This is a genomic window from Variovorax sp. WDL1 (assembly GCF_001541225.1).
GTDB lineage: Bacteria > Pseudomonadota > Gammaproteobacteria > Burkholderiales > Burkholderiaceae_C > Variovorax.
Genome location: NZ_LMTS01000221.1, coordinates 631 through 24836, shown reverse-complemented (window position 1 = coordinate 24836; position 24206 = coordinate 631). Strand labels below are relative to the sequence as shown.

Here is a 24206-nt window from a genome sequence, read left to right as displayed (position 1 = left end):
CCAGCTCGGCGGCATCGGCTTGGCATAGCCGCCGACACCGACCGCGGCTTCCTTTTCTTCCGGCGTGTCGTACGACACCTCGATGAACTTGCCCCCGAGCGACTCGATCTGTTCCTTCACGCTCGGGCGCACGTCGCTCGCTTCGATCACGGCGCCCAGGCGCTTGGCGGTGGCGATCGCCTGCAGACCCGCCACGCCGACGCCGAGAATCACGACGCGTGCGGCCTTGACGGTGCCGGCCGCGGTCATCAGCATCGGGAAGAAGCGCTGGTACTTGTCGGCCGCGATCATCACGGCCTTGTAGCCTGCGATGTTGGCCTGGGAGGAGAGCACGTCCATGCTCTGCGCGCGCGTGGTGCGCGGCGCCGCCTCGAGCGCGAAGCTGGTGAGTCCGGCCGTGGCCAGGCGCTGCAGCCCGGGGCCGTCAAAGGGATTGAGCATGCCGACCAAGACGGTGCCGGGCTTCATCCGGGCAGCTTCGGCATCGTCCGGTGACCGCACCTTGAGCACGATGTCGACACCGTATGCGCCGGCTAAGTCGGTGATCTCCGCGCCGGCGGCCTGGTAGGCAGCATCGGTCACGCTGGCCGCTACGCCGGCACCCGCCTGCACGCGCACCGCATGCCCCTGCCCCACGAGTTTCCTGGCCGTCTCGGGCGTGACCGCCACACGTGTTTCGCCGGCTGTCGTCTCGGCGGGCACGCCTATTAGCATTTCAGTTCCCTGTTAGAAAGCGCAGATAAACCACGCGAAAAACCATTTAGGAATAATGTATACAATTCTAGTCTCTTTGAAATTGACCAGGGCACCTTGAGCGAAATTCAGTAGCGGATCCCGCCCATGTAGTGCGATCTATCGCAGTGGACGGTCGTGAAGATCCGGAATATTGAGACGAAACTTGCGTGGCGTCATTTGTAAAGCGTATCGATTAGTGGACGTGAAGTGTTACGTTACCCAGACGTCCCAAATCAAAGCTAACTTCGGTTCCCTTGCTAGGGAACTGCGATTTCACCAAGCTGCCGGTCGTGACGACCTGTCCTCGCTTGAGGGTAGAACCTCTTCCAGAAAGATGGTTTGCAAGCCATGCCAGCGCATTCAGTGGATGACCGAGAACCTCTTTCCCGGTGCCGCGGCCCACCTCAATACCAGCCAGCGATGCAACGCCTTCGATGGATCCGAGTTCATCTATGGAGGCGTCGTGGATCGGCGCTCCCAGCACAAGCCCTTGATTCCACGCGTTGTCAGCGGCCAGCGTCAAGATAGACTGGCTTAAGGATGCATAGTCGGCAAACCGGTCATCCGCGATCTCTATTGCTGGATACGCGCATTCAACGTACTCGAAAATGGACTCACGGGTCCAGGGTGTGAGTGAGGCCGGTACGTCCTTTACCATTCGGAAGGCAATTTCGAATTCGACGAGGAGGCGACCATAGTCGGCCTGCTGCACCATGCATCCGGATCTGTATAGCTGGTCTGCGAGCACACAGCCCGCGATGGAGTCGTCGTAGCCCACCATACAGCGCATTGCAGGCGTGGTGAGCGCGACTTTGTAGCCGTAGATTTCGGTGTTGCGATATGCGATCAGCTGCTTCACATACTGGTCCTGCACATCGTAGGCATTCACCTTTTCCGAGGCATGGAAAGTCTCGACCAGACTGGTGAACCGTTCCCCTGAAAGATGCTGCCTCATCAACTCTGACGCAACCTGTGAGCTCAGCGCAGCCGCGTTCATTTCTCTTGCGCTCCGTGTTCGACCCGCTTCTGCAAAAAGCGCTCGGCGACTTCCGGAAGCTGCGCCATTGCGGGAATATTGGCAAACAGAAATTGTGTGTCCGGGTCCAGTTCGGCATCACGGTTCACCCAGACACCGGTCGACCCCATGTGACGGGTGGGTGTTAGGTCGTAGTGCAGTCCGACGGCCGCATAAAGCCAGTCATCCGGCCGCGTCCCGGTGATATCAAGGAACCGTTCTGAAAGTGCGGTGGAGGGCTTGTAGGCTTTCACATCTTCCGCGGTCACCACAAGGTCGAAGTCGATGTCGAACTTGGTGAGCGTCCTTGCGATCAGACTGCGGTCGACATTGGAAAGTATGGCCAGTTTCCAGCCTTGAGCCCTCAGCTGCTTCAGTGCAGCATTGGTGTCGGGGTAGATGGGCCAGAACGGCAGGGTCTGCGACAGCACGTGCTCGTCGCCGGCGCGAAGCGTCAGGCCTGCCTCCTTTGCCATCCGTCGCATTGTCTCCGCCAAGACTTCACTGTAGGGGCGAAAAGGCAATTCGCTCTCAACGCCTTTTTCGATTCGCAGATGGGAGGCCAACAGCGCCGCGCCTTGACCAGGGCAGACGATTTCCAGAGCATGTGTCATACCGGTGCGCCAGTCGATGAGCGTTCCGTAACAGTCGAAAGTGATCCAGCGGTTCATAGTGAGCTTCTCTCTTTTCATTTAAGGGTTGGGTGGATGGAAATCTTGAATTTCAGAGACCAGGAAACTCCCCACCGTCAAGCAAGATGTTCTGGCCGGTAAGGTAGCCCGCGTGCTCGCTTGCGACGAAGGCGCAGAACGCTCCGAATTCGTCCGGGCGACCAAAGCGCCTCATCGGATTGGTCGACTTCAGGCGCTGGGCAGCGTCGGCGAAGGAGCTACTTTGGCTTGCCGCGAGCTTGTCGATGTAGCCTTTGAGTCGGCCCGTCTCGAACCGACCAGGCAGAAGGTTGTTGATCGTGACGCCGTCGGCAGCGATTTCTCGGGACAGCCCGCCTACGAATCCCGCGAGACCGCTACGTGCCCCGTTCGACAGTCCGAGCAAGGGCAGGGGTGCCTTGATGGACGACGATGTGATGTTGATCACCCTCCCCCATCCGCGCGCGCGCATCGAGGGCAACAACGCCTTCATCATCATGATCGGTGAGACCATAGAGCTGCGCAAGGCCTCGTGCCAGTTCTGCTCGCTCCAATCCATGAAGTCGCCGGTAGGTGGCCCTGCTGCGTTGTTGACCAGGATGTCGCATCGCTGCAGCGAGGACAGCACGACCTCTCGACCCTGTGCCGTAGTAATGTCGGCCGCGACAAATGCAGGCGTCGTTCCGGTTCTTTCACCAATTTCGCGCGCACACTCGCGCAATGTCTGTTCATTGCGGGCGTTCAGGGTCAGGGCCACGCCGGCTTGCGCAAGGGCGATCGCGCAGGCCTTGCCCAGACCTGCGCTGGCGCCGCAGACAAGCGCCGCCCTGCCACTGATGCCAAGGTCGAATCCGTTCGTCATCACACGCGCCCCTGTACGCTTCCCCGACGAAGAAGTGCCATCGGCCGGGGAACTCGTTTGCACCACTGAGACGAAGCGATAATGTATGCATCGTGCTCATGGACGTTGCACGAACCCTTATCAAGACCTGGTGCGCCTCGATGAACTCTGATCTTCACGTCAAGCAAAACAACCTCCCCGACCGCATTGCCGATCACATCGTCGGTGCCATTGCGCGGGGCACCATTGCCCCCGGTATGCGGTTGCGGGAGGTCGAAATGTGCGAGTCGTTGGGCGTGAGCCGCATTCCGCTGCGTGAGGCCTTGAGGATTTTGCAGGCCCAGGGCGTGATCACCACCGTGCCGAATCGCGGCAGCTATGTGACTCAGTTCGGCTCTGCCGAAACGCTCGAACTGTCCGAGATCCGAAGCACCGTCGAACGCACGGCCTTCGCGCGCGTCTATGCCCGCGTGCGGGCAGAGCCGGCCCTGCTTGGTAGTCTGGAGGAAAAGCTTGAAGAACTGCGACGGGCGGCGAGGGTGACCGATCAGTTCCACTACGCGCGTTCGGACCTGGCGTTTCACGAGCGTGTCGTTGAACTCTCGGGTAGCCCGATGCTGGTCGCAGTGTGGCGGTCGCTGGCGCGCGGCGTGCTGTTCTTCATGCTGCAGGAGAAGCGCGTGATGCTGCACTACACGAAGCAGGTACAGGACCACGAACGCCTTTTCGAGCTGCTGAGTTCGGGGACACTTGAAGAACTTCAAGCCGAAGTGGGCTCGCATATTCTTAGGAACCTGAACGTGACCACCAGCAACCTTACGGCGCCGGTGGCTGTGGCAAGTTCGAAGCGATCGAAAAAACCAGGCGCCTCGCATGCTTAGTTCTGTCCAAGGGGCTTCAATACGCCGCCGCTCACACTGAAGATCGTGACAGGCGCGTTTACCCATTCACCCTTGCTGTCGAATCGCACAGTGCCGATCAGTGAATTGAACTCCCCAGTTCGCAAAGCCTTCTGAATCGCCTCCGGCTCTGCGGATCCAGCCTTTCGCATCGCGTCCACGGCCACGTAGGTGGCAGCGTAGTAGGCAGGTGCGTAAACGTCCGGGTCGACATTGAAAGCCGTCCGGTAGCGCTTCTTGAAATCGTCCCCGCCAGCAAGCTTGTCGATGGTTCGACCAGCGCGTGGGCAATAAAATCTACCTTCCAAGATATCTCCCGCAAGCTTGGTCATCTGCGGGCTGCAGATTCCATCGCCTCCGATCAAAGGAATATCAATTCCAAGCTCCTTCATTTGCCGTGCGAGCATTGAAGCCTGCGTGTAATAGCCTCCGAAGAACAGGGCGTCTGGCTTATCCGCTCTCAGCTTTGTCAGGATGGCCTTGAAGTCTGTCGTGTTCGTGTTCGAGTACTCCCGCGGAAGCATTTCTACGTTGTGCGATTTCAACGAAGCGGCGAATGCATTTGTCACGCCGGTGCCATATGCTGTCCGATCTTCTACCAACGCCACCCGCTTCAACTTGAGCGTTTGAGCGACATAATCCCCAAGCTTCACTGATTGGACGTCGTCGTTGGTCGTCAAGCGAAACACATACGGATAACCTAACTCGGTTAGCTGAGGATTCGTCGCGGTCGGCGTAATGTTGACGACCTTCGCACTGTTGTAGATTCGTGCCGCCGGGATGTTCACGCCGGAATGGTAATGGCCGATCACCACCACAGCGCCACGATCCACGAGCTGCTGCGCTGCGATGACCCCGGCCTTCGGGTCGCCCTGGTCATCGGCCGACAACAGTTCGAGGGTCACTGGCTTCCCGCCAATCATCACTTTCTGCGCGTTGAGCTCGGCGATGGCCAGTTGCGCACCTCGCTCATCGTCCTTGCCATCGGCTGCAACCGGACCAGTCAGCGGATTGATGAATCCGATTTTGACGACGTTCTGTCCGTGCGCGGCCGCAGATGCAGCAAGCAAAATCGCGGACTGAACAGCCAAGCGGGATAGTTTCTTCATGAATTACTCCTGTGATGGTTGGGGACTAGCTGCGGAAAAATTCGACGATCAGCGCTTCGCGTTTTTGAACAAAATTTTTCACGGCTCGTTCAACGCGATCGAAGTCGTCTACGTTCATTGGGAGGCTGAGAGCAATCTGCCCTCGACCTGCGAGATAAATTCCGCTTTCAAGCATGTCGAAGTGGAATAGCTGCATCAACTCACGCGGTTCCGCCGCAAAGTCTTCTGGCCGGGTGATCTCGCCCTCAGCGAAGTGGAGATTCATCACAGAGCCGCAACCAGTGAACTTCGCCCACGGCAATCTCCGCACAATCGCGTCGAGTTTTGAACGCAGCCGCTCGCCATCGTGAAACAAGATCTCTGCACGCTCCGGGGTGAATATTTGTTCCAAGCCGACTACTCCGGCCGACATCGTGAAAACGTTGTTGTTGAAGGTGCCTGAATGCATAAGGGCGTCCGGCCGCCGCGGGTCAAAGCGGTCGAGGAGGTCAGAACGCCCTCCGAATGCACCGAACGAGAATCCCGCGCCAAAGTACTTGCCCAGCGTCGTGAGATCGGGCCGCACGTCGTGAATCTTTTGAAGTCCGCCGCTGCTCATGCGCGACGTAACAATCTCGTCGAGGACGAGCAATGCGCCTGTCTTTTGGGTTTCCTCCCGCAGGGTTTGCAGAAACTCTTTGGTTGCCGGAATGGCACCGCCCGCAGCCATCATCGGCTCTACGATGACGGCAGCCAACTCGTTGCTCAGTGCCGCAATGGCTTGCGTCGCTGCCTCTGGGTCGTTGTAACGCAGGACAGTGAAGTCAAACGGCACATTCATCGGGTTGCCGCCATCCTTGAAAAGAAAAACGCCGCCGTGATAGCCGCCGCGGAAAGTAATGAACTTCTTGCGTCCCGTTGCGATCCGCGCCAACGACAGCGCGTATAGATTGGCTTCGGTACCCGAATTGCAGAACCTGATCCGCTCAATGTTTTCGAAGCGATGGCAAATGAGTTCCGCCAAGCGTCCTTCGGTTGCACCGGGAGCTCCGTTGGCAGACCCGCGCTCAGCAGCGGCGACCACTGCGGCCTGAATCCGGGAATCTCGATGGCCGTAAAGTCCTGCGGTGTATTCACCGAGAAAGTCGGAGTATTCGTGGCCATCGACGTCGCGCAGGCGCGCACCTTCGCTGCTCGCCATGTAGAGGGGGAAGGGTTCAAAGAACAATGTCGTGCGGGTGTTGCCGCCCGGCATGCGGGACTGGGCAGCTTCTTGCAATTTAGCGCTCTGTGGATTGCGCTCGCGATAGCGCGCAATGGCGTCTTGAAGTGCCCGCGTGACAGCAGGGGATGAGGGATGGGTAGTGGAAGGCATGCAGTAGTCCTGTGTTCGTTGTTTAAGAAGGGGTCAGTGGTTATGCCGCGCCTCGCCGCGCGTTTCGAGGATGCGGATGTACTTCGTTGCGAATTCGAGGCACGCGCCGTCACCTTGCTGCCCCACGGAGTTGCGATAAATCTCCTCCCAAGGACTGCGATTGAGCAATTCAGGCGGTTTCCACGCTGCCCGCCGGGCTGACAATTCATGCTCGGAAAGGCATACATCTACCTTTCCTTTGTTCAGGTCGATGCGGATAACGTCACCGGAGCGCAGCAATGCGACGCCGCCGCCGACTGCTGCCTCCGGACTGACGTTGAGGATCGAGGGACTCGCCGACGTACCGCTCTGCCGTCCATCGCCGAGCGTCGGCAACTCGGTGATTCCGCGGCGAATCAATGCGGCGGGGGGCTGCATATTCACGACCTCGGCTCCGCCGGGGTAGCCGATAGGGCCACAGTTGCGCATCACCAAGATGGTCTTTTCATCGACGCCCAGAGATGGATCGTCGATTCGATCGTGGTAATCCTCCGGCCCTTCAAACACCACGGCCTTGACCTCGAAGACGCCTGGCTCGTTGGCGTCGGATAGAAAACGTCGACGAAAGTCCTCGTCGATCACGCTCATCTTCATCACCGCGTTGTCGAAGAAATTGCCCGATAGCGTGACGTAGCCAGCTGAGGGCTTCAGCGGCGCGCCGTAGCAACGAATCACATCGCCATCGGCTTGCGCCGCCGCCGCCAGATCTTCACCCAACGTCTTACCAGTGAGTGTTCTCGCCTCTAGCCTCAGCTTGCCGGCGTCCGCGAGCTCCTTCATCACCACCGGAATACCGCCGGCGCGGTGGAAGGCCTCACCAAGATACCGTCCAGCGGGTTGGCAATCCAGAAGTAGTGGGATCTCTGGGCCTAGGCGCTGCCAATCGGCAAGAGAGTGGTCAACACCCATGTGCCGGGCGATTGCCACCAAATGAATGGGACAGTTTGATGACGCGCCGATAGCCGCAGCAGCGACGACCGCATTGTCGAAAGCAGCCTGCGTGAGGATGTCGCTAGGACGAAGGTTCTCAGCAACCATGGCGACGATACGCCGCCCGGTCTCGTACGCCATCCACCCACGTTCGCGATGTGGCGCGGGTATCGCCGCGCAGCCGGGCAAGGACATACCCAGTGCTTCCGCTAACGAATTCATCGAAAGTGCGGTGCCCATGGTGTTGCAGTGGCCTGCCGAGGGCGCAGCGGAAGACACCATATCGATGAATCCCTCGTACCCGATCGAGCCCGCCGCGAGAAGCTTTCGCGCTTCCCATATGACGGTCCCGGAGCCCGCAAGCTTGCCGTTGTGCCAACCGTCGAGCATCGGCCCCCCCGACAGCACGATCGATGGGATGTTCACCGTGGCGGCGGCCATCAGACAGGCAGGGGTGGTCTTGTCGCAACCGGTGGTAAGCACCACCGCGTCAATGGGGTATCCACGCAGAATCTCGACCAGGCCCAGGTAGGCGAGATTGCGATCTAGCGCGGCGGTCGGGCGCTTGCCGGTCTCCTGAATCGGATGCACGGGGAATTCAAAGGGCACGCCACCAGCCTCTCGGATACCGTCCCGCACACGCGAAGCCAGCGCGATGTGATGGCGATTGCAGGGACTTAGGTCCGAACCGGTCTGAGCAATCCCGATGATTGGCTTGCCTGACTGCAGCTCCTCCCGCGTGATTCCATAGTTCATGTACCGCTCTATATAGAGCGCGGTCATGCCCGGATCGCTGCTGTCATTGAACCAGCGACGGCTCCGCAGGGGGCTTATTTGGGGATTGGCACCTTGACTATTCATGGACTGTTCCTTATCGGCAATATGGTAATGATGTATACATCAATTGGTTTTGAAGACGGGTTATTCACCCAGGTAGGCACTCCGCACGCGTGGGCTGTCGAGCAACTCTGCAGCTTCAGCGCCCATGGTTACGATGCCCGAGTCCATGACGTACCCTCGCTGCGCAGACATCAGCGCAAGCCGGGCGTTTTGTTCTACCAACAAGATGGTCAAACCTTGGCGGGACAGTTCGCGAATGACTTCGAATACCTTCTCGACCATGATGGGTGACAGTCCCATCGACGGCTCGTCCAGCAGCAGCAATTTAGGCTTAGAAATCACTGCACGCGCCATTGCCACCATCTGTTGCTCCCCTCCTGAAAGCGTTCCAGCCAATTGATGCTGCCGTTCCCTAAGCCGGGGAAAAAGTTCGAACATACGCTCAATGTCGGCGTGCACTTCCTGATGATCATTGCGAAGAAAGGCTCCCATGCGCAGGTTCTCTCGAACACTCATGCGAGCAAAGATGCCTCGCCCCTCGGGCACCATGGCTAGTCCACGTCGCAACAGTTCGTGTGTCGGCACGCCGCGGATCGGACGCCCCATTAATTCCACCACCCCCCCGGCAGGTGGCACGAGATTGCAGATGGCTTTCATGGTCGAGGTCTTGCCTGCGCCGTTCGCACCGATCAGCGCGACCAGTTCGCCGTCGCGCACTTCGAGGTCAACGCCCTTAACTGCCTGGATGCCTCCATAGGAGACCTTTAAGGCCTTTAGTTTGAGCATGGGTAAGTAGGTCATGCCGTGGCCCCCGCGCCCAGATATGCCTCGATCACCTTGGGATGGGTCAACATGTCGCGCGGCAAGCCCTGCGCGATCACCCTCCCGTAGTCCAGCACGGTCATGCGGTCGCAAATCCCCATCACCAGCTTCACATCGTGCTCGATCAGCAGCACGGTGCATCCGTCACCACGGATCTTTTGAAGCAGCCGCGTCAGTTCCACCTTCTCGGTGGCGTTCATGCCTGCCGCCGGTTCATCCAATGCAAGGAGCAGCGGGTCTGTGGCCAGCGCCCGGGCAATCTCCAGTCGTCGCTGATCGCCGTAAGAGAGATGGCCCGCAGTGAAGTCTTCAAAGCGCCCAATGCCCACATAGTCGAGCAGTTCACGAGCACGCGTTTCGATTTCGTGTTCCTCACGCCGTTCCGCAGGCAGACGCAACACGGCACCGATCAGTCCGTGCCGAGTTCGCACATAGCGCCCGACCATGACATTTTCTAATGCAGTCATCGCATTGAACAACCGGATATTCTGGAATGTGCGTGCAATTCCGGCTTTAGCGACGCCATGAACAGAAGTGGGAGAGTACTCCCTGCCGTTCAGCTCAAACCGCCCTGAATCGGGCTTGTAAAGCCCCGTGATCACGTTGAAAAAGGTCGTCTTCCCAGCGCCATTTGGACCGATAAGTCCATAGACTTCGCCTGCGCGGATCTCAAGTGACACGTCGCTGAGCGCGCTGAGGCCACCAAATGACTTGTTCGCACCGCTAACGGTGAGGCGGAGGGCATCAGCCGACATTTCCAGCTCCCCCCGGGGTCACTGCGGCCGGCACGATCAGGTCATTTCCCTGGCTGCGCGTGCCTTTCGCAACTCGATCCTCGTGTTTCGGTGAAGGCCACAGACCCTCGCGGCGGAACAGCATTACCATGACCATCGCCACGCCGTACAGGAACTGCCGGATGATCTCTCCGTCCACTATTTGTCGACCGAAGACCGCATTCTGGAACGGCTCGACTGTGGATCGCAGGATCTCAGGAAAGACTGCCAGCAGTACCGCACCCAGTATCACGCCCGGGATATGCCCCATCCCGCCCAACACGACGCACGCAAGAACGACAATCGATTCCCAGAACGTGAAAGATTCGGGTGACACGAAACCTTGGAACGCACCAAACATCACGCCGCACAAACCACCGAAGGACGCGCCGGTGGCAAATGCGAGCAGCTTGAGGTTGCGTGTGTTGATGCCCATTGCTTTGGCAGCTACCTCGTCTTCCCGGATCGCCGCCCAGGCGCGACCAATGCGACACCTCTGCAGACGCGTGCAAACCCACACAATGAGCAGTGCAGCCAGCGCAAACAAGTAGAAGTACAGATAGACCGAAGGGAACTGAAGCCCTAACAGATCGTGCGTCTTGCCGAGATCGAACCCGACAATGCTGGCGGAATCGATCTCAGCGATTCCTTTTGGCCCGTTCGTGATGTTGGCAGGCTGGTCAAGGTTATTGATGAAAATGCGCACGATCTCGCCGAAGCCCAGCGTGACGATGGCCAGGTAGTCGCCACGAAGCCCAAGAGTGGGCGCGCCCAGCAGGATGCCAAACAGGGCGGCAAGGCCGACGCCCACCAGAGCGATAAGCAGGAAGCTAACATGAAGCCCCGCAGGCGCGAGCTGTGCAATGACGGCGAAATGCGTTGTCAGGTGCGGGGACGACAGCAGCGCCGCAACATAGGCGCCGACTGCATAGAACGCGATGTACCCGAGATCGAGCAACCCGGTGAAGCCAACGACTATGTTCAAACCGAGTGCCAGCATGACGTAGAGCATGGCGAAATCAAGAACGCGAACCCAATAGTTTCCGCCCAATGCGCCGACGAGTACGGGAGCGGCGGCCAAGGCCGCAAATAGGCAGAGAAGGCCCGGCGCGCCGCGCAAAGCCGTTGGGAATCCTGAAACTGGCATGAGGTTTTTCATCGGTGTTTCTGTATGACTTGGGATCAGGCACGGTCAGCAGTGCGTTCGCCAAGCAGGCCGGCAGGACGAAACAAGAGCACGCCAATCAGCACGATGAAGGCGAACACGTCTTGATAGTGGCTGCCGAAGACACCGCCGGTCAGGGCGCCGATGTAGCCTGCCCCCAGTTGCTCGATGAGCCCGAGAAGCAGTCCGCCCACGACGGCGCCGCCGAGATTGCCGATGCCGCCGAGGACCGCTGCCGTGAATGCCTTCAGGCCGGGAATGAAGCCCATATAGAAATTTACGTTGCCGTACTGGCACGCGATCATGACGCCGGCCACCGCCGCCAAGACGGAGCCGATGACGAAGGTCGCGGAGATCACGAAATTGGGGCTCACGCCCATCAGGCTGGCAGCGGCCGGATTCTCCGCAGTCGCCCGCATTGCCCGTCCCAGGCGCGTGTGGTTGACCAGCAGCAGCAACATCGACATGAGCAGTGCCGCGGTCGCCACGATGACCAGGTCGGTAACCGTCAGCGAGGCACCCGGTGCATCACCACTTGCAGCCAGCAACCGGATCGAATCGGTCGGCAGCATCTGTGGGAACGGCAGGGGATTCCGGGACCAGATCATCATGGCCAGCGTCTGCAGAATGATCGACACGCCAATCGCGGTGATCAGGGGCGCTAGTCGTGGCGCCCCGCGCAGGGGCCGATAGGCCAGCCGCTCGATGGCATAGCCAAGCACGCCACAGACGAAGGCTGCGGCGGCGAGCGCCAGCCCCAGCGTCGGCACGTTGCCCAAGCCAGGGAAGTGGTTGCGGAGCACACCGATGGCGGACAACGTCACCATGGCGCCAGTCATCAGGACCTCTCCATGGGCGAAGTTGATGATCCGCAAGATGCCGTAGACCATGGTGTAGCCGAGCGCAATCACGGCATACACGCTGCCAAGTACGAGACCGTAGAGGCACTGCTGCAGGAGGATGTGCAAGGTTGCTTCCACGGCTCAACCTCGCCCTACGAATGGCATCTTTGTGGCCATGATCGTGTGAAATAGAACATTGGCTCCAGCTGGAAGGTTGGCCATATAAAGCACTGATCTGCCCACGTCCTCCGAGCTCATCAGTGGCTCGATGGCAATGCTGCCGTCGGCCTGCGGTACGCCGTTTTCCATGGGTGCTGCCATGTCGCTTTGTGCATTGCCAATGTCAATTTGACCGACAGCAATGTCATATCTCCGACCGTCAAGCGAGGCAGACTTGGTCAAGCCCGTGATGGCATGTTTGGTGGCCGTGTAGGCCGCCGAGTTGGGGCGCGGTGATGTTGCGGAAACTGACCCGTTGTTGATGATCCGGCCGCCGCGCGGGCTTTGAGTCTTCATGGTGCGAAAGGCATGCTGCAGGCAGTAAAACGCTCCGTTGAGATTCACCTCGACCACGCTTTTCCACTGCTCGGCTGTCCAGTCCACCAGATCACCGGGTGGATTTCCCGTGCCGGCATTGTTGAAGAGCAAGTCGATGCGCCCGAACTGTCCGACCACCGTATCGAACGCGGCCCGCACTGAGACTGGGTCGGAAACGTCGCAGGACAGCGCGAGAGTGCGGCCCGCGTAGGGACTGGCTGCCGCGATGGACTGCAGCGGTTCGATGCGTCGGCCGAGCAGTGCCACGATCCAACCGTCATCTAGAAGTGCTATCGCGGCGGCCTTTCCGACACCTGAACCGGCACCGGTCACTACGGCAATCTTCGATTTGCGGGCATCGTGGTTAAGCGTGGCTGGCATGGCGTTCTGTTGGTCGTCGTGACTCGGAGAGTTGGAGTACATCGGCATGGCGTCACCTCACACCCAGAGCACCCGGGTCGCGATTGACCGTGTTTCCCAGTATGTGTTTGCTGATTTCCAGCCGTAGGGCCTTAGGGTCCCCTTGCCCAAGGAGTTCGAGCAATCGTTCGTGCTCTCTGATTTCCTCATTGAAATCAAGAGATGAGTACGGCTCGTGGATCATGAAGAACAGCACGCCACGAGCGAGCGACCGCCAGACCGCCGTGAGCATCGGGCTGCCAGACAGTTCGACGACTCTCTCGTGAAAGGCGAGGTCCGCCTGTGCAAAGATAAACCTGTCTTCAAGGCGTTTGGCCCGACGTAGATCGTCAAGGTGCAACTCCAGAACTTCAAGAATTTCGGGTTCCTCGTTAGCTAGTCGCAACAGGCGTCCGAATGCAGTGCGTTCAATGCTGATGCGGATCTCGAGCAAGTCAGCTGTTTCCGCAGACTTGAAATCGGCCACGTATGTCCCTCGATTGGGAATGGAAGCGACAATCCCTTGTGCCTGCAGAATTCGTAGCGCTTCACGCAACGGCACCCGGCTCACCCCTAGCGTTCTGCAAAGCTCAACTTCGCGCAATCGCTGGCCAATTGAAATCGTTCCGTTCACGATCTCTACAACAAGATGGTCAGCGATACGGTCGGCGAGATTTCGACGGGGGATTGCTGAACCCGCATGAGCCGTCTCAACGAAACGGTCAGGCTTCCGGTTGAAGGATGCCGTCCAAGAACTGCATTCCAAGTTGGGACCCCAAAGTTTCAAACCGGTGCATGCCTGAGGGACTGACGATAATGTATACATTTTGACGTTGGGCGGTATGCCCTGTTTAGGTGCGCCGCCTATTCTGAAAAGGGCTGCGCTGATAGGAAGAGCAGGATGCATGCCAACGAGATCAACAATGAATACATTATTGCCATGAGATTTGTGTAGTGATGATAGGGTTTTCGCCAAGTTCAGATCGTCGGACCACGTTGCGGGGTCAATTGCCAATTGACGCTACTGCCGAGCGGGATCGCTGCAGTTCGGAGCCCGAGTCGCCGCTCGACCACGGGCTTCCACGGCACGAGGGTGAAGCCCAACCCATCGTCCAGCATCGCGAAGCGTCCGCTGGCCAACCACACGCTGCGGCGATAGACACCGGCCACGCGTTCGCCGTCTACCGCCGCCCGATACCGCAGCCCCGTCTGACTCGCGATGCCGCGCGCGACGACATCGAGTTCGCGCTGGCGCAACGTGTCGAGCAGGTTGCGCGAAAGCACCAGGCGTGCCCCGTGCCGTTCGGCCAGCCCCTGTTCAACAAGGAAGTCGCTGCGCTGGCGTAACGACTCACGCACCTCACCGCCAAAGCCATTGTTGGCAACGCCTGCCACGCCGGCAATCAATTGCCGGTCCAGCCAAGTCGCGCCGATCACTCGTATCAGCCGCTCGATCGGCAGATGCGAGTGCAACGTCAAGCTCCTGCCGGCCGGGCGCTGCGCGTCGTGTCGTCGTGCCCGCTCAGGTAGATCGGCCGGAATCCGCCACACGCTCTCGGTCACGCGCTCGACCAAGCCAGCGCGGCGCAGCGCTTCAAGCCGGCGCACGTGAACGCGCAGCGTCCCATGCGCATCGCGGCTGGCTGTTGGTCGTGCGCGCAGCATGGCCAGATGACGATCGGTGCGGTATAGGCCGCCCTCGGCAAGCCCAGTAATGGACTTGTCCACCGCGCGCTTCCCAGCCGCATCTCGAGCTTCGACGATGGACCCAGCGGGGAACTGTTCGAGTTCGATGCCGACCGGCAGCGCGACATAGTGGGCGCGACCGTCAATGCCGTCCAGCACCAGATAGCCGTTTTCCTGCAAGTCGTCGGCCTGGCCCTTGCCGACCACGCGGCCCACCACTGGCTGCGCGCCGTCGCCCGGCGCAAACACCACCATGTCGCGCCGCTGCGACCCGAGCGCACGCTGCATGGTTCGCACGATGTCCCCGCGCTCGCCCATCGCGCGCAGCGTGGCCTCGATATCCGGGCGCAACTGCCAGCGGTTCATGCCGGCCGGCTGGGCCAGGCCCATGTCAGTCAAGCGCTGCAACCGGCCGATCAGCAGCGTGCGCGGCTGCCGCGCCGCGTCGGCGTTCACCGCTAGTTCTACCGCGCCATCCGGCGAATGTTGCGTCAACTGATGCAAGCCGCGGTCGAGACTGGTCCAGCGCTCCTGCTCCACCTCGCGCAGCAGGCCCTCGCGGATCTCACGTTCCGTCCGCGGCCCGAGCCATTCGGCTGCCAGACCGCAGGCACGCTGGCGCATGCCATAGGCGATGTAATCGCGCGCGATGATCAGGTCCTGCCCAGTCTGGTCGCGGCCGCGCAGCACGACGTGGGTGTGCGGGTTATCAGTGTTCCAGTGATCGACCGCCACCCAGTCGAGCGAGCTGCCCAGGTCGCCCTCCACGTGAGTCATCAGGTGGCGCGTGAAGCCGCGCAGGTCTTCAAGCTGCTGCGCGTCCTCGGGAGAGACGATGAAGCGGAACTGGTGCCGGTCCCCGCGCCCACGTTCCTCAAAGTCGGCCAGGTCGGCATGGTCGGTCGTGGGGCCGTAGGCGTGGCCCTTGCCGCCATCACGGTCCACGCCCTCACGCTCGATGTAGCGCAGGTGCGTTTCCACCGAGCGCGCACCCGCCTGCTTGAGCACCACGTAGCGGGCCTTGATGACGACGCGGCGCGCGCCAGGCCCCAGCCGCGGGCCGGCAGTCAGTGCCGCAACGTGACCGCGTCCGAGCTTAGCGGTGCTCCGCCCGCCAGCTCGCGCGGTCTGCGAACGCTTCGCGCCGCCCTTGCTCGCCTCACGCAGCACGCGGCTGACGAAGCGCTGGCCGTCGCTCGACTGGCCTGTTCGCGGTGGCTTCGGCGACCCCGGCTTGACGCGGAAGCGCTCGTCGTCACGCGACGTCATGGCGCACGCTCCAGCACCGCACGGCGCACTCGGGCGCAAACGACACGCGGAATCGCCAGCCATGGCGCACACATCCCGCCGCCTGCGGCACGCGGCCGGCCGTAGGCCGTGCCGCGCCCACCATCGTGCAGACAAGGCCCGAGGGACCCAGGCGTGCCGTGCCCTTTTATCTTGCCCTCCGTCTTTGCCGATCGCTGGCGCGACCGGCCCCGACGGTCGGTCCGCGATCGCCTGCACGGACGAAGCGCGCCAGTTGCAGGCTGCGCGGCAAGGCGCGTGCAACCCGCCTGCACGTAAATCGGCAACGCTGTTGCACGGATGGCGGCAGTCATGGCGCGCCCCAGGTCCACATCGGCTGCGCGCGGCCGAGCACGGACGCCGCGTCGATGGGACCGAAATACCGGCTGTCGAATGATGCCGGGTTCGTCGCGCTGAGCAGGAATAGCTCGCCAGCGCGCAGCGTGCGGCAGTGCGACCACAGCGGCAGGCCACGGCCCAGGCCGTCGGCTTGGCGCGCGAGCGCCACCGGCAGGTCATCGACGTAGACGGTGCGCTGCGCGACGCACACCCGCTGCGGCGCCATCGCGCCAATGCGCTTGAGCAGCGGAATGCGCTCGGGCAGGTAGCCGCGCTGCGCCGCGAGCGCGGCTACCTCGCCCGGCAGGCGGACCAGCACGATGTCGCCGACGCGCAGCGCATCGGCCATCGCCTCCGCCGATTCGATGCGATACCAGCCGCGTGGCACGCTGTCGCTGGGGTTGTAGACCCAGCGCGCAGCGGACGCATGCAGCGCCGGTGCGGCGAGCGCAGCGATGCTGAGGGCCGCGCACAGCGCGAGCATCAGGCGAGGCGCTCGCGGGCTCACCGCAAGTCCTCCCCGCGCAACCAGGCCGCATGCCGCTCGGTGCCGTAGGCCGGCAGCGGTTGGCGTGCCGCGAGGCGGTTGCCAAGCGTGCGCCAATACGCGGGCGAAGCCTGCGTCGGGTCGATGGCGAGCGCTTCGATGACGTCGATCTGTTGCAGCACCGCCTGCACCCTCGTTTCGTCGTCGGCGCACAGCAGCAGCTGCGCGCCGGGGCGAACGCCAGCGATGCGCTGCATGCGCTCGCCCGGCGTACAGGCCTGCAGCACGACGAGCTGCCAGCGGGTCGTGCCGTAGTCGTTGGATTCCCAGCGCACACGGCAGAAGACCGCGCCGGGCGCGAAGCTCGCACAGCGCCGCCATCGGTCCAGGCGCAGCTCGCGCAGCGGCTGGCCGAAGCGCAGGTACAGGTTGATCCGGTGCTCGACGTAGGCGAGCGAGACGCGCGTGAGCGGCGGATCGCCCGGGTCGGCGGCCGATGTCACGGGAAGGTGCGGCGGCGAGTCCATCGGCGTGTTCACAGACACGTCCGATGGCACGATCGCTGGCAAGGCTTCGGTCGGTCGAAGGATCGATGGCGGCGCGTTCATGGCCGTCGCTCCGGAAACTCACGCTCCAGCAGCGCGCGCAGCATGTCGGCCACCGTGATGCCGCGGGTGAACGCTGCGACCTTGATGCGCCCGCGCAACGCCGGCGTCACGTCCAACGTCAGGCGGGCGGTGTAGACGTCGCCACGCGCGAGCGCGTCGAGATCGTTGGCTTCACCGACACGCACCCAGGCTTCGGCCTGCGGGTTGCTCGGCGGCCGTGCGCCAATAGGTACGCGCTGCACGCGCTTGCCGTTCTTCATGGCGGACCGCTCCGCAGCACTTCAGCTGCCAGCGCGGCGATCTCGCGCGCGGCCGGGCTGTCGTCGTCGATCTCGCGCACCAGCCGGCCGGCTGCCACGCTGTCGGCAAAGGCGATGCGCTGGCGCACCTCGGCCGGCAGCGCGGGCAGCGGCTGGTCGGCAAGCGCGCCACGCGCTTCACGACCGATCACGGTGGTGCTGACGCGCCTGTTGATGACGAAGGCCGCGCGCAGCGCCGGCCGGAATACCTGCGCTTCGCGGATCAAGGCGACCATCTCCGCGCTGGCCCACACGTCGTAGGGGCTGGGCTGCACCGGGATCAGCACAAGGTCGGCTGCGAGCAGCGCGGAGCGCGCCAGCGCCGCGATGCGGGGCGGTCCGTCGATGACGACGTGATCGGCGCGGCGCGCGAGTTCTGGAGCTTCTTGGTGCAGCGTCTCGCGCGCCAAGCCAACGGCGCCGAACAGGCGCGGCAGGCCGCCCTGGCTGCGCCGCTGCGTCCAGTCCAGAGCCGAGCCCTGGGGATCGGCATCGAGCAGCAGGACGTTTTTGCCAAGCAGTGCCAATTCGCCGGCCAGATGCGTGGCGAGGGTCGTCTTGCCGACCCCGCCCTTCTGGTTGAGCAGCGCGATGATCACGGCGCGCTCCTCGCAAGCATATTGGCGGGCCTGTCTTGCGCCTTCTTTCTCGTGAGCCTTGCGGCGTCCTTCGCGCGGTGCGTGCCGGCTGCGTGCCGTGCGTCACCGCGGCTTTTCCACAGCGCGCGGCCTCCTACTATCGTTAGGTTTCTATTGAATACGTTAGATACGTTAGGGGACGCGCAAGCAGTTGTCGCACAAGGATTTCTCGACCATTGGTACGCCTGATAGCACGAGCGCGCTGCGCCCGATAGCACGAATGCGCGCACGCCTGATAGCACGAGCTCGTTCACTGGCTGTCCACAGGCCATGCACCGTGGCCGAAGCTGCCGCCGGGGCGCAGCGGTGCCGTGGACGGCACGGGACGGAAGGCCAGCACTTCCGGGCCGCGGCGCGAGCGCAGGATAGCTAGCGCGTAGCCCGGCAGCGGCTGGCGCGCGACGATGCGCCGCATGTCGCAGGCGAAGTCCGCGAAGCGGGCCAGACTGCCCGACTTGCGGTGCAGGTGGACAAAGTCGAAGCGCCAGCCCTCCGGTTGCCAGCCCGCGTGCTTGCGCACCAGACGGTACAGCCACCGCTCGATGCCGCCCGACAGACGGAAGTAGTTCGCGTCGATGGTCAGCACTAGGCTGTCGTCCATCACGCCCCCGTAGAACCAGTCGGGCAGGATCAGTTCGATGCCCAACGGCCTGCCCTGCCCGTCCGCGCGCTCCTTCCACTCGTTGATCCACGAGAAGCGGTGCAGCCGTCGCGCGTTGGGCTGGCGGATGGAGGTCGCCACGCTGGTGGACTGCAGGCGGTCGAGCGCGGCCTTCAGGCGCTGGTAGTCGCGCACCGACGTGCCGCGGCCGACGAATCTCAGGATCTCGTGCGGCGTCGCGGCCATCAGTCGCGAGCTGCGCAGGCCTGCGTCGCGGGCCTCGACGATCTGGCTGGCCGCCCAGATCAGGATGTCGGCATCCCAGATCGTCGCGATGCCGTGCTCGGCCGTGCCCTCCACACGTACCGTCACCGGCCCCGCGCGGAAGTCGATCGGAACCGAGCGCCGGCTCTTGGCGAGCGAGAAGAACGGGTAGGCCATCAGGTCCTGCACGTCGCGCGCGGGCATCTCGCCCGGCAAGGCATGGAACAGTTCGAGTTGCTCGCGCTGCGGGTCGCGCGGGGACGTCATCGGCTGCGGTGTCCATGATGGTCAACGCCCGCCGTCGCGGCGCAGGGAGAGGCGTTCGGTGCGCAGCTCGACGTACTCCGGGTCGCAAGTGGCCTCGAAGCTGCGGGCGTCCGCCCATGCTTCGAGATCGGACAGCGCGTACATCACGCGCCGGCCGAACTTGCGAAAGCGCGGCCCTCCACCGATTACGCGCTGCTTCTCGAGCGTGCGCGGGGACAGCCGGAGAAAGGCCGCCGCCTCGTCGTTGGTGAGATAGCGCGACTGCGCTGAGGTTGTCGCCGTGGTCGGGTGGGTCGACAGCGGCTGGGGCGTCGATGAAGGTGCGGCTTGTGGCCGCAGCGCAGTGTGTCTCATGAAAGTCGCCTCCGTCGGTGCTGGTCGCCGACGGGCGAATCGCCGCCGGATGGAAGCAGTCTCAGGAAAGCCAGGCGTCCTGAGGACGGACGTTCAGGGGTCAGCCGGAACGTCCGTCCCTGGAAGATTCAGTCTGGAGCAGGCGCCGGTAGCCGCCGTCCACGAGTGCCCGGCCGCGGCGCGCGAGCCGGCGCACTTGGGCGCGCATCTCGCCCAGGTCGTGCCACCGCTCTGCCACCGCCTCTGCGCCAAACAACGCCCGGGCGATCTCTCGCTGTGTGGCGCCAGCCCCCAGGCCGTCGAGCGTCTGCAAGCTGCGCATGTGCAGCAGCGCAATGCGGTCGGGCCGGCCATGCGCGTGCGCATGGGCGCCCGGCAACGCGGCGTCGCGACCGTAGTAGCCGTTGAGGCGCTCCATCGTGTCGGTCGCCGCGCGCCAGCGCTCGCGCAGCCGCGCCCCGGCCATCAAGCCGTAGGCGTAGGCCGTGCCATGCTCGAGCGCGGGTGAGAATGCCGCGCGCAACGCGCCCTCCGGGCGGTACGCGGTCAGCAGCAGGCGCTTGCCGTCATGCGCGAGTTGCTTGCGTCCCGGCATACGCCATAGCGCGAAGACCGGCGCATCCGCCACCGCCGCCGCGTCCGGATGGAGCTGCGGCAGGCCATCAGGGTCGGGCAGCCAGGCAGGCTGCGCGTGGCGCGCATCGCGCGCTGGGTCTTCGAGCAGGCGCAGGCCCCAGCGGGCCGCATGGTCGGCTTCGTCAGCGCTGCCGTCCATGAGCAAGCCATAGTGGGCTCGGTAGTTCGGATTGCGCCGCAGATACTCCCAAGCCAGCGCTGGCCCGTCCAGCGTCAGGACGTAGAGATATGCGGCCGACGGATGCCATTCGTGCGTGCGTGCGCCCATGACGGAACCTCCTTGCTTGAAAGGGGCGCCTCGGGCAGCGGTCCGGCGATGCCGCCACGGCTTCGCAGGAGGGGTCCATCAATACGGCAGTGTCGTTGTCTCGATGTTGGATGTTGTAGGTGGGGAATGGCAGGCGATGCCGCATGCGGCCGCCCTTGCGCCGCTGCATCCATGATACGGGTGGGCCCGACCTCAGCGGGCGGCAGCCATGCCGCGACGGGACCGCTTACTTCAATCGTTGATGGAGCCGTCGGCCTCGGCGCGACGCACATATTCCGACAGCGAACGTTGAGGCACGAAGTGCGTATCGCGCAGCACCGGCAGGTCGCGCGGGCCGCGGATGCTCTGCAAGTCGGACAGGCGCACGTGGTCCAACCGGGGCATTCCCATTCCAAGGTCGCACAAGCCGTAGGCCGTGTCCTCATCGCGCGGATCAAGCTGCACCAGCAGCCAGGTGGCGTGTGCATCCGGCGTGAACAGCTTGACTACCGGCCACGGATCGGTTTGCACGCCGCCGGCAGCGGCTTTGCCGTTGTCGAGCAACTGGCGGCGTTGATCTTCCGTGATGAGCGCGGTCACTGACACACGCTCCGGGCGGAACGCCCGCTCGGAAGCGGTGGCGGGAAGGCCGGTCGCTGCGCAAGCGCGGCGCCCGCCAGAGAGGGGGTGGTGCGGGCCATCATGAAGGGTCAGCATAAAGCGGGCCAATGGGAGCGCAACAGGGGGCAACCCGCAAAATGAACCCCATAGATTGTAGCCCTATAGATGTCTATGCGATGTCATCTTGGACTTGTCCCAAGTCCATTGATGATTCCGAAGAACTCATTTCCTGCTGCTCTCAGATCCCTCCGAAAATCGCGCGGCTTGAGCCAGGAAGCATTCTCGGACGTGTCGAGCCGCACGTACATGAGTTCGCTCGAACGGGGTCTAAAGAACCCGACGCTCAGCAAGGTAGACGAACTGTGCGAGGTCATGGAGGTGCATCCGCTCACCCTGCTGGCCTTGGCCTATGGGCTCGACGCAAAAGGCGCGGACAAGCTGCTCGCCCAGGTGCAACGGGAGTTGGCGGGGTTGCGGGACGTCCCGGATTGAATGAGGCGAGCGAGGCCCCGGGCGCCGCTGGCGGCGCCCGGGCCGGCCTGCTACGTCACGATCCGCCCGGCCAGGCGCGCTTCGCGCGCATAGGCGCTCACCCGCTTCTCGGCGCGAAAGTACAGATCACGCTCTACCGGTAGCCCAAGCCGGCTGCGCACCGCCGCCAGTTCCGATAGGCTCAGCCAGCCAAGCTCGGGACTGCCCAGCCCCAGGTCGCACAGGCCGAACGCATGGTCGGGCTCATTGGGGTCGATCTCAGTCAGCAGCCACGTAGCGCCGGCGTCCGGCGTGAACAGCTTGACCACAGGAGCCGGGTCAAAGCCATCGTCTTCGAGCGCTTGCCGGCCGTTGGCCAGCAGCACGGTGCGTTGGTCGTCAGTGATGAGTGCGGTCATGGTCTTCTCCTTGGAAGGAATGCCGGGCAGGATTGCCCGGGACCGCGGGGAAGCACGCCGCAGCGCAGCCGTCAGGGTTCGACAGACGGCCGCAGGCCGCCAGCGTGCCCGGCACGCGCAGACCTTGACGGCGAGACCGGCGTGATACGGTGGGCGGACCCACAAGCCCAGCCCTGTCACCAGTACCCGCCTCCACCCTGCCTTGGCTCGCGCGCAGCGCGAGCGCGTCAGCGATGGACGCCGAAGGGGCGAGACGCCCGCAGCGCAGCGAGGACGGCTCGATGCGCAGCACGACAGCGCGACCCGGCTCGCCGGGGGACGCCCGGTTTCACGACTCCGTGCAGAAACTCGAATGCTCGAAGCCGTATCGGTCGAAAGACATGAGGCCCCGAATCCGCTTTTTCACGAAGCCACGCAAGCACGAAGACGTCTTGGCGATCCCATGTACATGCGGATAAGCACAAATAAACGGAAGCGGCTTCCCGCACAGCATCGAAGCCACGAAGCCGCTTTTAAGGAAGGCCGCCGAGACGGCGGCGATGCAACGCGACGCCGCCCAAGGTGCCGCGCCTGGCACACATGCCTGCGCCCCGCCGGTGGGCGGAGCGCAGGGGTGGACGGCGGTCAGTCGCCCTTGCTGCGCGACCAGATCAGGTTGTGCGTGCCGTCCTCGGCCTCGACCATCCGGGCGTAGATGGTCGCTGGGAACGACGGGTCATCGAGCGTCACCGACAGGTAGGGCCGGTCCGCCTTGCTGATCTTCTTCCACGCCGCGCCGATCTCGAAGTTGCCGGCGACGATGCGGTAGTCGGGAGCGTTCTCGCTCTCCTTGTCGTTGGGGACCAGCTTGACCTTGACGTTGAGCGTCAGGGTGCGGACGGTGCCGGTGAAGCCGTTGTTCTGTGCGGTGAAGGTGCCGATGTTGGCCATGATGAAACTCCTTGCGGTGGTTGACTGGTCGCGCCCATCGCGGCCGTGTCGGTGATCCGAAGGGCGAGGCACGGGCGGGCTGCACCACAGAGCGCAGCGCAGCGGAGCGAAGGGGCCGCAACAGCGTGGAGGACCGGGAGTGCCCGAAGAAATTTGTTGCGCGAGGAAGCCGCCAAACGCAGTGACGAAGGCGGGGAAATTTGTTCGGGCCGGACGGTTGCTGCCATGAAGCCCGAGGCTTTAGCCGCTGCATCGCCAGGATTCACGACAAGCCAAGGCCGCCCTGGGCGCGACTGCCACCGCAAGGGGTCATGGCCGACGCTCCGCCCCACGAACACCACCGGCACCGTCCGCACCCTGCCGCTGTCACGGTCGGTCCACAGCGCGAGCGAGCCGATCCCGGGCCTCGGCGCCGGCAGCGCCGGCGCGGCGTGGAAGTGCATGCGGACCGGACCGGCGTGAGAACCCAGCCTCGGCACGATCGGACGCTGCTGCTGTCGGGGCCGGGAATGCCGCAACCTGATCTGGACGGGCGGCCCCCGGCGAGGCGGCACACTCCCACGCGCGCCACCCGGCATAGCTCAGCGAATTGGTTTCCGCAACACGGCGGCCTTGGCCGCGATGCGCGACTCGATGGCCTGGCGCGACGTCGCCACCAGGGTCACGACGGCTTCGCCGACGACTTCATGCGCGTCGTGGGCGCGCACGCGAAAGGTGATGCTGCGGTCGCTCAGCCGTTCCACCCATCCGCGCAGCCGCAGCGGAGAGCCCGGAGGGATCGGCCCCAGGTGGTCGATGCGGATGGACCGCCCAACCACCACCTCCATGTCGGTGTCCGTCAGCCGCTGCACCTCGCGGACGCACACCGACTCGATGACCGCGACCAAGTAGCCGGTGGCCAGGCATTCGATCAGTTGCTCCGCGTAGTCGCGGCCATGGGGCAGGCGCGAGAAAAGCGAGCGCGCCGTCTGGTCGGCCGGGACGATGTAGGACTCCTCGAAGAAGACCGCGCTGACTGCTTCATGGTTCATGGTTATGGGTGCAGTGATGACCAGAGGAGCAAATGCCTCTGATCCACCAATGCTCCCGTGCAGCGGTTCCG

25 protein-coding genes and 2 pseudogenes are annotated in these 24206 nt (G+C 63.0%); 2 read left to right on the top strand and 25 right to left on the bottom strand.

Annotation, left to right across the window (positions count from 1 at the left end):
• The 4 genes and pseudogenes from APY03_RS44615 to APY03_RS27550 all read right to left on the bottom strand — a co-directional run.
• A pseudogene (locus APY03_RS44615) lies at positions 1 to 714 on the bottom strand (NAD(P)(+) transhydrogenase (Re/Si-specific) subunit alpha); the annotation flags it as partial.
• A gap of 214 nt (positions 715 to 928) precedes the next feature.
• On the bottom strand, positions 929 to 1732 hold the full coding sequence (locus tag APY03_RS27560) for a 2-keto-4-pentenoate hydratase (RefSeq protein WP_068681901.1): 804 nt from the start codon (positions 1730 to 1732) through the stop codon (positions 929 to 931).
• The gene (locus tag APY03_RS27555; RefSeq protein ID WP_162487128.1) at positions 1729 to 2421 is read right to left on the bottom strand and encodes an HAD-IA family hydrolase; all 693 of its coding nucleotides are present in this window, start codon (positions 2419 to 2421) and stop codon (positions 1729 to 1731) included. The genes APY03_RS27560 and APY03_RS27555 overlap by 4 nt, the downstream gene beginning before the upstream one ends.
• A 52-nt stretch (positions 2422 to 2473) precedes the next feature.
• Positions 2474 to 3262, bottom strand: a complete 789-nt coding sequence (locus APY03_RS27550) for an SDR family oxidoreductase (RefSeq protein WP_068681913.1) — start codon at positions 3260 to 3262, stop codon at positions 2474 to 2476.
• Positions 3263 to 3360: 98 nt separating this feature from the next.
• Between APY03_RS27550 and APY03_RS27545 the strand changes: the two genes are divergently transcribed.
• On the top strand, positions 3361 to 4122 hold the full coding sequence (locus APY03_RS27545; protein ID WP_083944595.1) for a GntR family transcriptional regulator: 762 nt from the start codon (positions 3361 to 3363) through the stop codon (positions 4120 to 4122).
• Here the strand turns inward: APY03_RS27545 and APY03_RS27540 are convergent.
• From APY03_RS27540 to APY03_RS27455, 18 genes and pseudogenes are all read right to left on the bottom strand, one after another.
• Positions 4119 to 5249 (bottom strand): branched-chain amino acid ABC transporter substrate-binding protein, encoded by a 1131-nt coding sequence (locus APY03_RS27540; protein ID WP_068681895.1) that lies wholly within the window; start codon positions 5247 to 5249, stop codon positions 4119 to 4121. The two genes, APY03_RS27545 and APY03_RS27540, sit on opposite strands and share 4 nt — an antisense overlap.
• 25 nt (positions 5250 to 5274) lie before the next feature.
• Positions 5275 to 6603: an aspartate aminotransferase family protein gene (locus APY03_RS27535; protein WP_068681893.1), complete on the bottom strand. Its 1329-nt coding sequence runs from the start codon at positions 6601 to 6603 to the stop codon at positions 5275 to 5277.
• A 33-nt stretch (positions 6604 to 6636) separates the two neighbouring features.
• Positions 6637 to 8433: an IlvD/Edd family dehydratase gene (locus APY03_RS27530; protein WP_068681891.1), complete on the bottom strand. Its 1797-nt coding sequence runs from the start codon at positions 8431 to 8433 to the stop codon at positions 6637 to 6639.
• Between the two features lie 60 nt (positions 8434 to 8493).
• Positions 8494 to 9198 (bottom strand): ABC transporter ATP-binding protein, encoded by a 705-nt coding sequence (locus APY03_RS27525; RefSeq protein WP_068681911.1) that lies wholly within the window; start codon positions 9196 to 9198, stop codon positions 8494 to 8496.
• An 11-nt stretch (positions 9199 to 9209) separates the two neighbouring features.
• Positions 9210 to 9989, bottom strand: coding sequence for an ABC transporter ATP-binding protein (locus APY03_RS27520; protein ID WP_068681890.1), 780 nt, complete (start codon positions 9987 to 9989; stop codon positions 9210 to 9212).
• Positions 9979 to 11094 (bottom strand): annotated as a pseudogene (locus tag APY03_RS27515) (ABC transporter permease subunit); the annotation flags it as partial. The gene APY03_RS27520 and the pseudogene APY03_RS27515, both read right to left, overlap by 11 nt.
• Positions 11095 to 11189: 95 nt before the next feature.
• Positions 11190 to 12140 carry a branched-chain amino acid ABC transporter permease gene (locus tag APY03_RS27510; protein WP_068681888.1) on the bottom strand — a complete coding sequence of 317 codons (951 nt, stop codon included), beginning with the start codon at positions 12138 to 12140 and terminating at the stop codon, positions 11190 to 11192.
• Between the two features lie 15 nt (positions 12141 to 12155).
• Positions 12156 to 12932 (bottom strand): SDR family oxidoreductase, encoded by a 777-nt coding sequence (locus APY03_RS27505; protein ID WP_068681909.1) that lies wholly within the window; start codon positions 12930 to 12932, stop codon positions 12156 to 12158.
• Between the two features lie 52 nt (positions 12933 to 12984).
• Positions 12985 to 13926, bottom strand: coding sequence for a GntR family transcriptional regulator (locus APY03_RS40675; RefSeq protein ID WP_146039418.1), 942 nt, complete (start codon positions 13924 to 13926; stop codon positions 12985 to 12987).
• Positions 13927 to 13928: 2 nt separating this feature from the next.
• Positions 13929 to 15905, bottom strand: a complete 1977-nt coding sequence (locus tag APY03_RS27495) for a DUF3363 domain-containing protein (RefSeq protein ID WP_068681884.1) — start codon at positions 15903 to 15905, stop codon at positions 13929 to 13931.
• Between the two features lie 328 nt (positions 15906 to 16233).
• Positions 16234 to 16746 carry a S26 family signal peptidase gene (locus APY03_RS27490; RefSeq protein ID WP_068681882.1) on the bottom strand — a complete coding sequence of 171 codons (513 nt, stop codon included), beginning with the start codon at positions 16744 to 16746 and terminating at the stop codon, positions 16234 to 16236.
• Between the two features lie 20 nt (positions 16747 to 16766).
• A complete protein-coding gene (locus tag APY03_RS27485) occupies positions 16767 to 17276 on the bottom strand; it encodes a DUF2840 domain-containing protein (RefSeq protein WP_068681907.1) in 510 nt (169 codons plus the stop codon).
• A 77-nt stretch (positions 17277 to 17353) separates the two neighbouring features.
• Entirely contained in the window at positions 17354 to 17617 is a 264-nt protein-coding gene (locus tag APY03_RS27480) for a chromosome partitioning protein ParB (protein ID WP_068681879.1), read from the bottom strand.
• Positions 17614 to 18255 (bottom strand): ParA family partition ATPase, encoded by a 642-nt coding sequence (gene parA, locus APY03_RS27475; RefSeq protein WP_068681878.1) that lies wholly within the window; start codon positions 18253 to 18255, stop codon positions 17614 to 17616. Before parA ends, APY03_RS27480 begins: the two co-directional genes overlap by 4 nt.
• Positions 18256 to 18544: 289 nt before the next feature.
• Positions 18545 to 19426: a replication initiator protein A gene (locus APY03_RS27470; protein ID WP_068681876.1), complete on the bottom strand. Its 882-nt coding sequence runs from the start codon at positions 19424 to 19426 to the stop codon at positions 18545 to 18547.
• Between the two features lie 21 nt (positions 19427 to 19447).
• Positions 19448 to 19780 (bottom strand): helix-turn-helix transcriptional regulator, encoded by a 333-nt coding sequence (locus APY03_RS27465; RefSeq protein WP_068681874.1) that lies wholly within the window; start codon positions 19778 to 19780, stop codon positions 19448 to 19450.
• Positions 19781 to 19880: 100 nt separating this feature from the next.
• Positions 19881 to 20684 (bottom strand): DNA -binding domain-containing protein, encoded by an 804-nt coding sequence (locus APY03_RS27460; RefSeq protein WP_068681871.1) that lies wholly within the window; start codon positions 20682 to 20684, stop codon positions 19881 to 19883.
• Positions 20685 to 20915: 231 nt separating this feature from the next.
• The gene (locus APY03_RS27455) at positions 20916 to 21263 is read right to left on the bottom strand and encodes a DUF2958 domain-containing protein (protein WP_068681869.1); all 348 of its coding nucleotides are present in this window, start codon (positions 21261 to 21263) and stop codon (positions 20916 to 20918) included.
• Positions 21264 to 21491: 228 nt separating this feature from the next.
• Here APY03_RS27455 and APY03_RS27450 point away from each other — a divergent pair, with 228 nt between their 5' ends.
• The gene (locus APY03_RS27450) at positions 21492 to 21776 is read left to right on the top strand and encodes a helix-turn-helix domain-containing protein (protein ID WP_083944592.1); all 285 of its coding nucleotides are present in this window, start codon (positions 21492 to 21494) and stop codon (positions 21774 to 21776) included.
• A gap of 50 nt (positions 21777 to 21826) precedes the next feature.
• On the opposite strand, the gene APY03_RS27445 is transcribed toward APY03_RS27450, so the two are convergent.
• From APY03_RS27445 to APY03_RS27435, 3 genes are all read right to left on the bottom strand, one after another.
• Entirely contained in the window at positions 21827 to 22174 is a 348-nt protein-coding gene (locus tag APY03_RS27445; protein ID WP_068681865.1) for a DUF2958 domain-containing protein, read from the bottom strand.
• A gap of 624 nt (positions 22175 to 22798) precedes the next feature.
• On the bottom strand, positions 22799 to 23104 hold the full coding sequence (locus APY03_RS27440) for a DUF736 domain-containing protein (RefSeq protein WP_068681863.1): 306 nt from the start codon (positions 23102 to 23104) through the stop codon (positions 22799 to 22801).
• A gap of 581 nt (positions 23105 to 23685) precedes the next feature.
• On the bottom strand, positions 23686 to 24135 hold the full coding sequence (locus APY03_RS27435; protein ID WP_068681861.1) for a thioesterase family protein: 450 nt from the start codon (positions 24133 to 24135) through the stop codon (positions 23686 to 23688).
• Positions 24136 to 24206 lie beyond the last annotated feature (71 nt).

What these genes read in the sequence shown, in the direction of transcription:
- APY03_RS27560 (WP_068681901.1), bottom strand. Translation starts at nt 1,732, where the DNA reads ATGAACGCGGCTGCGCTGAGCTCACAGGTTGCGTCAGAGTTGATGAGG.
- APY03_RS27555 (WP_162487128.1), bottom strand. Translation starts at nt 2,421, where the DNA reads ATGAACCGCTGGATCACTTTCGACTGTTACGGAACGCTCATCGACTGG.
- APY03_RS27550 (WP_068681913.1), bottom strand. Translation starts at nt 3,262, where the DNA reads ATGACGAACGGATTCGACCTTGGCATCAGTGGCAGGGCGGCGCTTGTC.
- APY03_RS27545 (WP_083944595.1), top strand. Translation starts at nt 3,361, where the DNA reads ATGGACGTTGCACGAACCCTTATCAAGACCTGGTGCGCCTCGATGAAC.
- APY03_RS27540 (WP_068681895.1), bottom strand. Translation starts at nt 5,249, where the DNA reads ATGAAGAAACTATCCCGCTTGGCTGTTCAGTCCGCGATTTTGCTTGCT.
- APY03_RS27535 (WP_068681893.1), bottom strand. Translation starts at nt 6,603, where the DNA reads ATGCCTTCCACTACCCATCCCTCATCCCCTGCTGTCACGCGGGCACTT.
- APY03_RS27530 (WP_068681891.1), bottom strand. Translation starts at nt 8,433, where the DNA reads ATGAATAGTCAAGGTGCCAATCCCCAAATAAGCCCCCTGCGGAGCCGT.
- APY03_RS27525 (WP_068681911.1), bottom strand. Translation starts at nt 9,198, where the DNA reads ATGCTCAAACTAAAGGCCTTAAAGGTCTCCTATGGAGGCATCCAGGCA.
- APY03_RS27520 (WP_068681890.1), bottom strand. Translation starts at nt 9,989, where the DNA reads ATGTCGGCTGATGCCCTCCGCCTCACCGTTAGCGGTGCGAACAAGTCA.
- APY03_RS27505 (WP_068681909.1), bottom strand. Translation starts at nt 12,932, where the DNA reads ATGCCAGCCACGCTTAACCACGATGCCCGCAAATCGAAGATTGCCGTA.
- APY03_RS27495 (WP_068681884.1), bottom strand. Translation starts at nt 15,905, where the DNA reads ATGACGTCGCGTGACGACGAGCGCTTCCGCGTCAAGCCGGGGTCGCCG.
- APY03_RS27490 (WP_068681882.1), bottom strand. Translation starts at nt 16,746, where the DNA reads ATGCTCGCGCTGTGCGCGGCCCTCAGCATCGCTGCGCTCGCCGCACCG.
- APY03_RS27485 (WP_068681907.1), bottom strand. Translation starts at nt 17,276, where the DNA reads ATGGACTCGCCGCCGCACCTTCCCGTGACATCGGCCGCCGACCCGGGC.
- APY03_RS27480 (WP_068681879.1), bottom strand. Translation starts at nt 17,617, where the DNA reads ATGAAGAACGGCAAGCGCGTGCAGCGCGTACCTATTGGCGCACGGCCG.
- APY03_RS27470 (WP_068681876.1), bottom strand. Translation starts at nt 19,426, where the DNA reads ATGACGTCCCCGCGCGACCCGCAGCGCGAGCAACTCGAACTGTTCCAT.
- APY03_RS27465 (WP_068681874.1), bottom strand. Translation starts at nt 19,780, where the DNA reads ATGAGACACACTGCGCTGCGGCCACAAGCCGCACCTTCATCGACGCCC.
- APY03_RS27460 (WP_068681871.1), bottom strand. Translation starts at nt 20,684, where the DNA reads ATGGGCGCACGCACGCACGAATGGCATCCGTCGGCCGCATATCTCTAC.
- APY03_RS27450 (WP_083944592.1), top strand. Translation starts at nt 21,492, where the DNA reads ATGATTCCGAAGAACTCATTTCCTGCTGCTCTCAGATCCCTCCGAAAA.
- APY03_RS27445 (WP_068681865.1), bottom strand. Translation starts at nt 22,174, where the DNA reads ATGACCGCACTCATCACTGACGACCAACGCACCGTGCTGCTGGCCAAC.
- APY03_RS27440 (WP_068681863.1), bottom strand. Translation starts at nt 23,104, where the DNA reads ATGGCCAACATCGGCACCTTCACCGCACAGAACAACGGCTTCACCGGC.
- APY03_RS27435 (WP_068681861.1), bottom strand. Translation starts at nt 24,135, where the DNA reads ATGAACCATGAAGCAGTCAGCGCGGTCTTCTTCGAGGAGTCCTACATC.